The following is a 12966-nucleotide window of genomic DNA, read 5'->3' on the forward strand; positions in this document are numbered from 1 at the left end:
AGACCATTCCAGTTGGCTATATCAATGAGATTAGTCGAAAAAGAAGCTATCGTCCCTATAGCTTGATTACGGCGAGCCGTCTAGCGACAGAAAAACATCTTGATCTTTTAATCAAAGCAGTAATAGACGCAAAAGAAAGCGTTCCTGACTTAACCTTAGATATATATGGAGAGGGAGGCGAGCGAAGTAAATTAGAAGCCCTCATTCAGAAATATGATGCGAGTCATTTTATTAAGCTTTGTGGGCATCAAGAATTGAGCCAAGTTTATCCAAGCTATAGTGGTTATATTTCAGCCTCTACTTCAGAAGGTTTTGGGCTCTCGCTTCTTGAAGCCTTAGGCGCAGGTCTTCCACTGATTGGGGTAGATGTGGAATACGGAAATCGTGAATTTATTGAAACGGGTGAGAATGGAATTCGTTTTGAGCGGACAACTTTAAAAAAGATGCCTGAGCAACTGGCGAAAGCAATCGTCAGCTTCTATGAGCAACAGCTGGATAAAGAGGGGCGTGTGGTCTCTAAATATAAAGCCAAAGCTTACCTTAAAACTAATGTTGCGAAACGTTGGCAAGATTTACTAGAAAGAAGGAATGAATTTGATGAAAATTAATATTTTTGATCGGTATAATGAGAATACCAAAAAGTTAATACATTCTTTGGCTACAGTAGGGATACCGTCAAAAAATTTATTCGTCCATTATGACGGGGAACTTCCCAAAGGAGGGCTGAGCCCTTACTCTTTTTTCACTAAAATTCCAGACGAATCAGAGGAACAAGGGCTCTTTTTTGACCAAGTCATTGTCCCAGAATTTTATGCGATTCGTCATCTTGATGGGGGAAGTGCCGCGATAGAATTTCTCGAAAAACGAGTAGGTCTGATTCATTATCGGAAGGAAGGCTATCGTTTAGTTCAAACGGTGGAGTGGTTCTCAAAGGAGGACGCGAAGACGATTGTTAAAAGGGATGCTTATAATCTCGCGGGGCATCATTATGCGTCGACTTATTTTAACACCAAAGGTCCTTATCAAACCGATTATTATAACTTGCAAGGGCAAGTCATTGTGAGTGAAGATCTTGTCCATCGAGGAATTCAATTGAATGAACCCTCGAAGGTTCATCATTTTGAAAATGTAACTCAATTTTTTCTTTATTTCATGAAAGTGGCACAGATTGAACCTTCTGAGATTTATATTAATTCCTTATCTTATCCATTATTTATCAGTCGAGCTCTAAATATTGGAAAGCAAACGACTTTATTTTGGCAAGAAGCAATGGGTGAAGAAGTGCCTGGTAACATGAAAAATGAACTGGAAAAAGCAGTGACCTTGAAACGGATTATTTTTGAGAACGAAAAACAGTTAAAACAAGTAGAGGCGAGTTTTCCAGCTACTCCGATTGCTTTAGGTTATCTCTCTGCGATTGGTGAGTTTAAGCGATCTAATCACTATCGTCCCCAAGCCTTTATTCTCACAAACAGTGATAATATTTATGGTTTAACAGATATTCTGGAGAATTTCCCAGAGCTTCAAATTACGGTGGCAGCTTATACCAATATGAGTACTAAGTTACTCCATATGGAAGAAGAATACTCTAATGTTCAGCTGATTCCTTCAATTAATGAAGAAATGTTACAAGATGAATTGGAAAAGGCAGATATTTACTTAGACATTAATCGTGGCTTAAAGGTAGGTGAGATTTTGAAATGGGCCTATGAACAGGGCATGCTCATTTTCTCTTATAAAGAAGTGGCGCAAGCAGATGCTCATGGATTAGTTTTTGATGAGATTCGTGATTTATGTAACCATCTCTCCTATCTTTTAACGGATCGTACCAATTGGCAGAAATTACTTACAAAAATGGTTGAGAAGAATGGGCCAAGATCTACGATTAAAGACTATCAGAGATTGCTAGATGCTTAACGGTCTAGGAAAAAATATAAAAAATGAGAAAGGCTTAAATGATGCGAACACATTTTCTAAAAGAAAAAATAGAGGCCGGGTTTGAAGATGAGAGAGAATTATTAGAACATGAGCCTGAAAAGAAGGCAAAATTGCCCGCCTTATCTTATGTCAGACCCGTCTTTTTTACGATTTTATTGACAGTGACCTTAGTTGCCTTGGCAATCAATGGGTGGACGGCAATAAAATTTTTTATAGCACATTAGAAGTTAGGTTGAAATTAAAAAATGTTAAAAATGCGGAAATACCAAAGGTTAGCCAAAAAAATTAATCAATTATTGCCCACCTATCGTGCAATGACTGATGAAACCTTACAAAATCAAACTAAAGTGCTTCAATCAATGCTTTCGCAAGGAAAGCCTTTGGTTGAACTCTTGCCTCAGGCCTTTGCGGTGATTATTGAAGCTGATAAGCGAGTGCTTGGGTTAGAGCCTTACGAGGTCCAAGTTTTAGGAGGTCTTGCGCTTTTCTTTGGGAATATTGCGGAGATTAAAACGGGTGAAGGAAAGACACTGGTCGCGACATTGCCCCTTTATACGAGAGCTTTAGAAGGAAAAAAAGGGAATTTTTTAATCACGGCCAATGAATATCTGGCTGAACGTGATGGCCAAGAAATGGGACGCGTTTTTGAGTGGTTAGGCTTAAGCGTCGGAATTGGAATTGGAGATGAAGAGCAAGATGTAGAGAGCAAGCGGCGACTTTATCACTCTGATATTATCTATACGACTCACTCTAAATTAGGTTTTGATTATTTGTTTGATAACTTAGGCTCGAGTTTATCAGACCAGGTCGTTTCTAAATTCAATTTTGCGATTATTGATGAAATTGATGCTGTATTACTTGATGGGGCTCAAACGGCATTGGTTATTTCAGGGAGCCCTAAAGTTCAGTCGAACTATTACCAAATTTGTGATTGGTTTATTAAGAGTCTCTCTTCGGAAGATTATGAGTATAGTGAAGATAAACGGCGGGTTTATTTGACTGATCTTGGTTTGGAAAAACTTAAAATTTACTTTGATATAGAAGATGTTTATGGCGAAAAATATAAGGATTTTTACCGACATATTGTTTTGGCTCTCCAAGCGAACGCTTTGAAAAAGAGAGGGAAAGATTATGTGGTGATTGACGGGAAAGTCTTGTTATTAGATGTTGTCAATGGACGGACGATGCCTGGTGTCAAACTCCAAGGTGGGATTCACCAAGCGATTGAGAGTAAAGAGGGCGTCGAAGTCAGCAAAGAAAGTAAGACTTTAGGAACAATCAGTTATCAGAGTTTGTTTAAAAAGTTCGTTCGACTTTCTGGAATGACAGGGACAGCTAAAACGGATGAAAAAGAGTTCATGGAGACTTACCATTTACAAGTGATTGAAATTCCCACTCATGTCCCGACTCAACGTAAAGACCAAGCCGACCAAATTTATGTGACGAATCAAACGAAGATTGAAGCCTCTGTTCAAGCGGTTAAATCGGGGATCCTTGAAGAACGTCCCGTATTGATTGAAACAGGTTCTGTTTCAATGTCCGATTTATATTCTCTCGTCCTTTTGGAACATAAGATTCCTCATCATTTATTAAATGCAAGAACAGCGGCTCGTGAGCAACAAATTATTAGTGAGGCAGGGCGAGCTGGTGCGGTAACGCTTGCCACCTCAATGGCCGGCCGTGGGACGGATATCAAACTCACTTCTGAAGCTAAAGCCAATGGCGGACTAAAAGTCATTGGAACAGAGCGGATGAATAATAAGCGAATTGATAATCAACTAAGAGGACGAGCCGGACGTCAAGGCGAACCAGGAGAAGCTGAATTTTATGTCTCTCTTGAAGATAAAGTGATTGTTGAAAATTCCCCTCACTGGGTTAGAAAAACAAGGCGTTTTCTTCTTCATAAAATTGAGCAAGGCAAACGAACTTCAACCGATCCTATTCATAGCAGACGTCTCAATAAAGTCATGGATAAAGCACAAAAAAAGTTAGGAAACGCAGAAGTTCAATCACGAAAAAATACACTTGCATTTGACACGATTTTGAGTGACCAACGGAATCGAATCTATGAGGCACGAAACAAGGTGATGGCTGAAAATGAAAGCTATTTTGAACAAATTATTGAAAAAGTAATCCATCACGTCATTCACACTTTCATTTATCAATCTCATGACTTATCGATTCATGCCGTCTCTGACTTTATTTTTAATCACCTTAAAAGTGATTATCCATTAAAAGAAATTGAAGGTCACATTGATTCTTCAAGTCCCAAACCCGTGATCTATGACTATTTATTTGGCCTTGCCCAAACCTTAATTATTCAGTCGCTCCATCGTTTTAAGGATCCAGTACAATTGCGTTATTTTAAAAAGGTCATCATTCTAAGAGCAATTGATCAGGCATGGGTTAACCAACTTGATTATCTCCAACAATTAAAAAATATGGTAAATGGCCGAGGAATGGCACAACATAAACCTTTAAATGAATTTGGACGTGAAGCACGCCGACGTTTTTTTGAAATGGAAGATGAGATCTACCTCGGTATCTTTAGAGGCCTTGCCTTGTCTGAATTAAAAACGAACGAAGATGGGACGATTGACCTTGAGTTTCCTTAAGATAAGAATAAAGAAAGAAAATTATGAAGCCATACAATGAATTAATCAAAAAAGGGTGTTTTACTCTTATCATGTTACTGTTTTTCTATATCGGTCAAGGGATTCCAGTTCCTGGCTATTCGGCTGATTTTAGATTGCCTGGGGGAGATTTTTCGCTTGAGAAGATGTTGTCTTTGACGACAGGTGGTTTATTCTCTAGTCCGACACTTCTTGCTTTAGGAATGGGCCCTTATATGACGGTTTCTATTTTACTTTCGGTAGGGTTATTTGCGAACCGTGATCTCGCCTCACAAATCTCTCAGGAAACTCGAGGACGTTTAGAAATCATTGGGATTTTTATTATGGCTCTTTTACAAAGTATTCCCATAGCTTTTAATTTAAGAAATTCTGTGATTTCCAAGATGAATTTCTTATCTCCCTTTGCCGTCTTTTGCTTCACCATTTTATGCTTTGTGGTGGGGGCGCTACTTATTTCGTGGCTGGCAAGTTTAAATGTGATTTATGGGCTAGGCGGTCCTTTTATCCTAATTTTACCAGGCATTATGAAAGGGATCACCGGAAGCTTAGCCGCCAATTATAACAGTGTGTTGCTTCACCTTGAACGTTTACTTCCGCTTATTCTTGCGACGGTTGTATTTGTGGGGGTTACCGTTGCGATTTATTTTGCGGAATATCGTTTTGATGTGCAGCGAATAGGAATTGATCAATATTCTAAGGAAGGTTATCTCGCGTTTCGACTTTTAATTGCAGGTTCAATGCCTTTAATGTTTGCGACGACTTTGATGTATTTTCCCGCTTATCTGATGCAACTCTTTCATTATCGAAATGAGTTCGTTTTAGGACTTTTCAATGTGAGACAATTCAGTGGGATCTTGACTTATGGTCTGATTCTCTATTTATTAGGTGTTTTATTTTCTTTTGTGAATATCATGCCCGATCAAATTGCCAAAGATTTGAAAGAGTCTGGAGATTATATTGTTGGGGTCACACCGGGAGAGGCGACTAAAAAATACATCACGAAGCGGGTTTGGGGGGTGTCTTTAATTGGAAGTTTATTTCTTCCACTTATTGTGACAGTTCCGTTATTCGTTGGTTTAGTCACAGCCCACCCTTCTATTTCTAATCTTTCCAATTACTTCGCCATGTTTTTTGTCTTAGTGGTGATTTATGACAACTTACAACAAGATGTTAAATTCCTCTTTTATAAAAACAATTATGAATTATTCGGAAACCATCGGAGGACCTTTTAATGCTTTATTTTTTGACAGATTGGCAATCTAAACAGCCACTTGAATCAGATATCATGTTTAACATCCACACTATTTTTGAGAAAAACGGGCTTGAAACAAAGCTTATTAATACTCAATTATCCCCTTTTTTAAATTATTTGATGAATACATTTGGGAATTATGATTCTGATCATTATATTCAACTCATGGATATAGTAAGCAATCGTTTTGCTTTAAACTCCGCTCCACTCACCCTAAATGATCTTCATTTTCCTAGCGCATGGGAGCGGACATACACGCGAGGGAGTGTTTTATTATCAAAAGAAGGAGTAATCAAAGCAGAAGTTTACTTTAATGCCTTTGGTTTTGTGTCACAAGTCCATTATCCAACTTCTTTAGGTAAAGAAATCCAAGTTTATTCAGAAAAGGGAACGCTCTTAACTCAATCCTCTTTTGATGCTTCGGGAGAAGCAATTGAACAGCGGATTTATGATGAGGGGGGGGAACTGATTCTAACTCAATGGGGCGGAGTTGTATTTATTGAAAAAGCTTATCATAAACGCTTTGAAAAAACCATCTATCAAAGTTTTGAGGAAGTTTGTATAGAGCTCCTTCATCTTGCATTGATAAAATTTAACCCTAAAGAAGATCGACTTGTCGTTGATGGAACAAATTCTTGGATCATGTCTCTTATCGAGGGGATAGAATTTCCCGAGTCAGTGGTGTACATTTTCTCAGGATCGATTGAACTTGGCTTTTCACAGGTGGAAGAACATTTGAGATTGATTGAAAATGGGAAAGCAATAATTACTGATAATCTTCGTTTTCAAGAGGTGATTATGAAAGGAAAAAGAGCCCTCCAAAGTGAACTTCACGTTATGCCTCTTTATCCCACAACCCTAAGTTTAGGAGAGAGTAATAATTTTTTAGAAGGGACTGTCTACTGGCAAATTGAAGCCTTTGACTCCCAAACAAGTGCTCTTTTTGAAAAATTTTTAGAGATGAAGCTAACCACGCGTGAGCTCTGTTTAAGGATTGAGAGTGAGGAAGAAGCCGACGAAATCAAAGTTGAAGGCTACTTAAGCCACTTTGTTGCACAAAAGTTTGAAATTAGTTTGAGTTCTCCCGAGTATGGCTTGGTCAAACAATATTATGAAGCCCTTGAAAATGAAGAAATGACACCTGGTTTACGTGACTTATTTCAAGCAACTAAACAAGAAAATCCGATGTTTAACCGTGTGATTGACGCCTATGTGTTTTATACAGGCATTTCGTTTAGAAAAAGTGCGAGTGTTGATGACTTAAAAGGTGATTTTAAAAGGGTAAGAATATTTATTGACCACCGACAAAAATTTGATTTTTTAAGTCACTCGTTAGCAGTCAGTGCTGGGATTCCCATTCTTTCAAAAACACCTTCTCCCTATTTAATAAATGGGAAAAATGGCCTTCTTTATGAAGGAGATAAGGATTTAGTAGAAGCCGTTCGTGCTTATTTGACTGATCCAGACCTTTGGAATCAAAGTTTGGTCGAGAGTGTTGAGGTAATCGAAAATAATAGCGCTGAAGGACTGATTGAAAAATGGAAGGAGGTCTTAAAGTGAGTGAACCATCAAAAAAACTTTTCCAGATTGGGGGAGCACGTTTGCCAAAGCTTTCGGAGTTAGTAGAAGCTTATGATTATCATCCGCTTGACATCAGTGAAGGGCTCAAAGGGGAGTTGCTTCAATTACAAGCATTAGAAAAAGATGAAATCAATAATTCAACAGATTTGTTTTTACTTCGGAAAGAGGCGATGTTTCAACTGGAATGCATTGATTTAATTCGTTTACCCAGCCATCAAATCTTCTATGAGACTTTAGAGGGAGCAAGTGAAGCTGAAGTTAGAATTCTTAAGTTAAAAGGTGCTCAACTCGTCAATTTAATAGACCAGGGAGAGGGGTTCAGTCAATTTATTAACCAGAATTATGTTAAACCTTGGGGGACGAGTCTTGATCCTCGTCGGGTCGAAATTCACCCTGATTTTGAGGGGCTCGTTACCAAAAAAGGATCCGGTAAAGTTATCCTTGAAGGGGCATTTGGCTTAGACGATTATCAACAAGTTCTGGTCTGGAAAAATAATTGGGGGGGCTCTGGTCGGGTTAAATTTTATCCCGAAATTAGTGCTTCAGGATCCGTATCTTATTTCTTTAGGGCCTATTTTAAGAATAAAAAAAAGGACTCGCATTCTGAAATGACAATCATTGATATTTCTTCAGAACAAATCAAGCGGGGGCAGGTTTCTCTTGAATTAGATTCCTCAGAATTTCCGGTTAACTTTGCCCTTTTTGCCAAGGGGCAAGGAAAAGTTCAAGTTGGAGATCTTCATTTGCGATATGGTTTATCTGGGGACCACTTCTTAGCAATGGGCGGAAAGCGATTGGTTCAAAAGGGACATATGGGAGAAGAGTTAGGTGTTTACTTCAATGCCGGGGACCTTAAACCACCGCTTAATGTCTATTTCTCAGGATTTCGTCCTTCAGAAGGGTACGAAGGCCGCTGGATGATGGGAAGCTTAGGTTCCCCGTTTCTGCTTGTCCATGATCCCCGGCTGGTTGGGGGGGCATTCTATCGCGGTCCTGAATTGGAGGAGGCTTTAGTCAAAGAAATACAAGAAAAATTGGATTTGTTAGGTTTTACCAATAAGGAACTTGTATTATCTGGGCTCTCCATGGGAACTTATGCGTCATTTTATTATGGTGCACAACTAGAACCTCATGCGATTGTAGTAGGGAAACCCCTTGCCAATATCGGAGGGTTAGCTGTCCATTCAAGAATCTTCTCACCTTATGATTGGGATCTTGCGATGGATACACTTATCCATTTAACGGGCGCATTGACAAAGGAAAGTGCGTCAGCTTTAGATGAAGCTTTTTGGGAAAAGTTTGAAGGTACAAATTTCTCTGAGACAACCTTTATCATTGCTCATATGTTGCAAGATACCGATCGTCCATTTAAACGAATTTTTGACCATTTGAAGCAAAATTATCCGAGTGCTAAGGTCTTACATAAAGGGTTGGAGGGGCGACATAATGATGATACTCCCGGTGTGACGAGTTGGTTTTATAAACAGTATCAACAGCTTCTCATTTCTGATTTTGATCGTTCATTGATCATTGATGAAGAAGCGTCGCCCATTAATTTAGAAGGAGAAAATGATGAGTGAGCTTTATCTTATGCGTTGGCCACAAAATTTATCCGCAGTTTATGCCAATGGCGCTACGATTCGGTATTCTAAAGATCAATCGGTTTATTATGCCAACGAAGTCTTATCTCCTGGTCAAACCATTTGTACATGGGCATCAGCGACAAATTACTTATCTAGTGGGAACTCACCTGCACTTCCACTTTTAAAGTCAAATCAAGCTTATGAATTAAGCCTTAAATTGGAGGCAGATAATGACTTACCTGTCCAAGTCCAAATTGATTTTTTTGATGGACATCAGGAAGTTATTGACTCCTATCGCGGGACTGACTCTCGTTTATCGTTCACCGTTCCTAACGGGATGGTTTCCTATGAAGTACGTTTGGTTAATTTGAAACATGAGTGGCTTCAATTTGAGTTTCTCACCATTGGAACCATTGGGGCGGCAGAAAGCATTTTAGAGACTCAATTTAGACGACATTATGACTGGGTGCATGTTCGTCCGCTTAGAGGATCAAATCAGAAAACGGTCCAATTGATTGTCAATCAAGGTCCTAGAAGTATCTTACCCCTTTCATTAGATGAACGGTGTGAGGTGGAACAAATTTTTATTACTACAGATGGGCAAGCCGTTGAGCCCTTAATTCAATCCTTGGCTCATACTTTAGGGAATAAACCTGACGCTCAACTTAGTCTGGAAGCTGGTTTGGGCTATTACCACTTACCCAGTGAATTCATTATCCAACTTAAAGTTGGTTTGAAACAGATCGAAATATTAGGAGGAAGAAATAATGACAAATTGGATCACTGAAGTTCAAGATAACGACTACGTGTCGAAACGAGCGTCAGGCATTATTGCCAACCAAATGGCCGCCGATTCTATTGAAGCTGTTGGCTTTCGAAAGTTGCACTATCCAAGAATTTATAGCGCAAAATTGCGAGAAGTTGGTAAAGAGGCAAGATGGGAATATTTAGAAGCCCTATTAAGCTGTGTTTTACCTGGCGATACTGTGATTGTGCAGTACCCTTTATGGACGAATAACACAGAATTTGAACTTGAATTTATTAACTATTTGAAGAACGTTAGACATGCGAAAATCGTAGCCATGGTCTGGGATATTGTCTCTTGGCTCCAAGATAATCGTGAGCGCGACTATACAAAAGATGCCTCTTTATGGATGCTTAATAAATATGATCTTGTCATTGCCGCTAACCCTAAAATGGGGAAACGCTTACGGGAAGAAGGAGGAGTCACGACTCCGATGATTCCTATGTATCTCACAGACTTTATTTACAATGGGCCGTTAGTTCCAAAGCAGTATAAAAAGGAGCTTTATTATGTGGCGACGGGAATCGATCCAGCCATGATTGAGGAGGTCCCTTCTGATTTACGGATCAATTTCATTGGTCCTAACAACCAGGTTAAAGATTTTCCAGACCATGTTTCTCTTTTAGGTCCAATGGAGAGTAATGATATCCCTTCAAAATTAGATGGTGGCTTTGGGCTTTTGTATTATCCCCAAAAAGGGGGCTATAAAGGGATGCATCGTTATGGGGAATATAATAATCCCATGAAACTCTCATTATATTTAGCCTCAGGCTTACCTGTTGTTTGCTTGTCAAATACGGCTCATGCAAAATGGATTAAAGCACAGGGGGTTGGCGTTGTTATTGATAATTTGGAAGATCTCGGAGAAGCGATCAATGGAGTGAGTGAGGATGCTTACTATCAAATGCTTGATAATCTCAAGCCATGGCAACGTGCAGTAACGTCAGGCTTTTTTGCCAAAGGTGCAGCAATCGAAGCGGTCCGTGTGCTTAATCTTGGCTTTACAGATACTTTAATTCATCAGGAGGAAAACAATGACTAATTGGATTACACGACTCAATGCCACAAACTATCAGCAGCAATACGATGCCATCCAAATTGTAAGTAAAAACGTCGCCCATTCCGCTCAAACGCTCGGTTTTCAAGAGTTGAATATTACCGGTTATCCTAATATTAGTGATCAGGCAATGAGACGTCACCATATCCGAGAAGCCGTATTGGGGGTAATACAACCGGGAGATCTCGTTGTTGTGCAATTTCCGATGTGGACGCATTTAAATTTTCAAGCGGAGTTTTTCGACACCATCAAGGGAATTGAAGGCGTTCGAATGGTTGCTTTGCTTCATGATATTCCGACTTGGATGTTTACCAAGGGCGAAGAAGAGTATGATCGAGCCAATGATTTCTGGTTGAATCAGCTCAAAAAATTTGACCTATTAATTGTCGCCAACGAAAAAGGGGCCCACAAATTACAAGAGGATGGCGTCCATGTGCCCATGATTCCGATGCAATTTTGGGACTATTTCTATCAAGGGCCAAGGCAAGAAAAACAATTTAAAAAACAACTTTATTACGTGGGTGGGCGAGACATTATTGATACCACTTATCGCGCAGCTACTCCGCTTTATATTTATGATCGTCATGTCGAACAGAAGGTCTTGGAAAGTGGAAGTGTCACTTGGTTAGGACGCCAGGCGAGCGATGAAATTGTTTCTCGACTTGATGGTGGATTTGGGGTCGTCGTGACAGAAAATCTTATCGAAAAATCGAACATGAATTTTGTTTATTATAACCAGTTCAATAACCCGACCAAGTTGTCTATGTATTTGGCAGCAGGTCTTCCTGTCATTGTCTCTAGTAAAACCTATCATGCCTCGCTTGTTAAAGCGCATGGGATAGGGCTTGTCGTGGATGATTTGAATGAGATTGATCAGATTTTTTCTTCTATGACTGCGGCAGATTATCAAAAGCTTGTGGATAATGTTAAGCCATGGCAAGAGGCGATTTCAAATGGTTTCTTTATTCAACGGGCTTTGTTTGCGATGCTTCGGGCCTTGGAATTAGGGTTTAGCGATGATTTGATTAAAGAAAAATCTACTCATGGCTTAGCATAAGAGAGGGTAATAAACCTACTTATTCGAGAGCCGATTGGGTAGTGACTGTTTTTTGATCTCAACTCATTTGAGAAATTTGAAATAATGAAATTAAGGAAGATAAAGAAAAGTGATGTCCAGAAAAAATAATATTAAGAAAATGTTAAACTCAGATAAACATGAGCGTTATCGCACCTATAAGCGTAAAAAAACATGGCTGTATGCGACGATTACAGGGATTGCGAGTATTTTAGGAGGCGGTAGCATTGGGGTACCGATGATCAAAGCAGATACCACAAGTCCAGGTGATAATCAGGCCAAGGAGATAGAGAGCAGTAAAGAGCTATTAGTTAACCAGAGCAGTACAACTATTCCGGCAGCAACTCCTGTACAAGATAATGAAACTCTATCAGATTCTGATAGTATGAGCTTTTCAGATAGTGATAGCCTTTCAACTAGTGAAACCCTCACAGATAGTCAAGCCATTTCTAACTCAGAAACTTCCACGAATTCAATGTTTTCTTCTCCTAGCGCCAGAAGTGTTGGAACTTTTTATTCAGGACCGACTAACGTAGGGGATTCTTCAGTACTAGACGCTACGATTGAAAGTTATCAGGCACAAGGTTATACCTTATATAAAAAATCTGGGGGGAACACCGCAATTTTGGCAAATAACCTCTTGCCAAATGGAAATTTGAGCGTTGATTCCTCCATTGTCATGGTAAGTAATATGTCAAGTGGCAGCGGGAAATATCTTCAAGCAGGAATAAGTGATCACACCTCAAAGGCTCCAAAATCGGAAGCACGGTCAATGACCGTTGAAAATCCCAAAGGGGATACATGGGTTTGGAAAATTGACAAATCAATTTGGAACGCAGATGGGCCCATGGATGATACGACCTCTGTTCGCAAGGTTCATTATAGAGTATTTACTGTTGCGCAACCTAATACAGATACTGCTCAACAGATCAATAGTTCCAATGGGGATTGGCTCGGATTTGAAAATACAGCTAGCGATTCAGAATCTTTGAGTGATTCACTCTCCGATAGTGATTCCTTAAGTGATTCATTATCAGACAGC

Annotated in this window: 11 protein-coding genes; all 11 read left to right on the plus strand. The window is 39.5% G+C overall.

Features of this window, described 5'->3' with window-relative positions; all coding sequences use genetic code 11:
- A partial coding sequence (locus tag IAE51_RS11630; RefSeq protein WP_200095588.1) for a glycosyltransferase occupies positions 1 to 608 on the plus strand: 608 nt, incomplete at its 5' end.
- Positions 598 to 1917 (plus strand): hypothetical protein, encoded by a 1320-nt coding sequence (locus IAE51_RS11635; RefSeq protein WP_200095591.1) that lies wholly within the window; start codon positions 598 to 600, stop codon positions 1915 to 1917. The genes IAE51_RS11630 and IAE51_RS11635, both read left to right, overlap by 11 nt.
- Before the next feature lie 38 nt (positions 1918 to 1955).
- Positions 1956 to 2162 carry a hypothetical protein gene (locus tag IAE51_RS11640; protein WP_200095593.1) on the plus strand — a complete coding sequence of 69 codons (207 nt, stop codon included), beginning with the start codon at positions 1956 to 1958 and terminating at the stop codon, positions 2160 to 2162.
- A 30-nt stretch (positions 2163 to 2192) separates the two neighbouring features.
- Complete coding sequence (secA, locus tag IAE51_RS11645; protein ID WP_370524382.1) at positions 2193 to 4553, plus strand: preprotein translocase subunit SecA; 2361 nt, start codon at positions 2193 to 2195, stop codon at positions 4551 to 4553.
- Between the two features lie 23 nt (positions 4554 to 4576).
- On the plus strand, positions 4577 to 5803 hold the full coding sequence (locus tag IAE51_RS11650; protein ID WP_200095597.1) for a preprotein translocase subunit SecY: 1227 nt from the start codon (positions 4577 to 4579) through the stop codon (positions 5801 to 5803).
- The gene (gene asp1 / locus IAE51_RS11655) at positions 5803 to 7383 is read left to right on the plus strand and encodes an accessory Sec system glycosyltransferase Asp1 (protein WP_200095599.1); all 1581 of its coding nucleotides are present in this window, start codon (positions 5803 to 5805) and stop codon (positions 7381 to 7383) included. The genes IAE51_RS11650 and asp1 overlap by 1 nt, the downstream gene beginning before the upstream one ends.
- The gene (gene asp2, locus IAE51_RS11660) at positions 7380 to 8984 is read left to right on the plus strand and encodes an accessory Sec system protein Asp2 (protein WP_370524385.1); all 1605 of its coding nucleotides are present in this window, start codon (positions 7380 to 7382) and stop codon (positions 8982 to 8984) included. Before asp1 ends, asp2 begins: the two co-directional genes overlap by 4 nt.
- Positions 8977 to 9774, plus strand: coding sequence for an accessory Sec system protein Asp3 (gene asp3 / locus IAE51_RS11665; RefSeq protein ID WP_200095601.1), 798 nt, complete (start codon positions 8977 to 8979; stop codon positions 9772 to 9774). Before asp2 ends, asp3 begins: the two co-directional genes overlap by 8 nt.
- Positions 9755 to 10834 (plus strand): beta-1,6-galactofuranosyltransferase, encoded by a 1080-nt coding sequence (locus tag IAE51_RS11670; protein WP_200095602.1) that lies wholly within the window; start codon positions 9755 to 9757, stop codon positions 10832 to 10834. The genes asp3 and IAE51_RS11670 overlap by 20 nt, the downstream gene beginning before the upstream one ends.
- Before the next feature lie 145 nt (positions 10835 to 10979).
- Positions 10980 to 11906: a beta-1,6-galactofuranosyltransferase gene (locus IAE51_RS11675; protein WP_233611077.1), complete on the plus strand. Its 927-nt coding sequence runs from the start codon at positions 10980 to 10982 to the stop codon at positions 11904 to 11906.
- Between the two features lie 112 nt (positions 11907 to 12018).
- On the plus strand, positions 12019 to 12966 hold a 948-nt coding region (locus IAE51_RS11680), incomplete at its 3' end, for a KxYKxGKxW signal peptide domain-containing protein (RefSeq protein WP_200095604.1).

It is taken from the genome of Lactococcus sp. S64 (assembly GCF_016516525.1).
Lineage (GTDB): Bacteria > Bacillota > Bacilli > Lactobacillales > Streptococcaceae > Lactococcus > Lactococcus lactis.

Coding starts and splice junctions, on each gene's coding strand:
- IAE51_RS11650 (WP_200095597.1), top strand. CDS start 4,577: ATGAAGCCATACAATGAATTAATCAAAAAAGGGTGTTTTACTCTTATC.
- secA (WP_370524382.1), top strand. CDS start 2,193: ATGCGGAAATACCAAAGGTTAGCCAAAAAAATTAATCAATTATTGCCC.
- IAE51_RS11635 (WP_200095591.1), top strand. CDS start 598: ATGAAAATTAATATTTTTGATCGGTATAATGAGAATACCAAAAAGTTA.
- IAE51_RS11640 (WP_200095593.1), top strand. CDS start 1,956: ATGATGCGAACACATTTTCTAAAAGAAAAAATAGAGGCCGGGTTTGAA.
- IAE51_RS11670 (WP_200095602.1), top strand. CDS start 9,755: ATGACAAATTGGATCACTGAAGTTCAAGATAACGACTACGTGTCGAAA.
- asp3 (WP_200095601.1), top strand. CDS start 8,977: ATGAGTGAGCTTTATCTTATGCGTTGGCCACAAAATTTATCCGCAGTT.
- asp1 (WP_200095599.1), top strand. CDS start 5,803: ATGCTTTATTTTTTGACAGATTGGCAATCTAAACAGCCACTTGAATCA.
- IAE51_RS11675 (WP_233611077.1), top strand. CDS start 10,980: ATGAGACGTCACCATATCCGAGAAGCCGTATTGGGGGTAATACAACCG.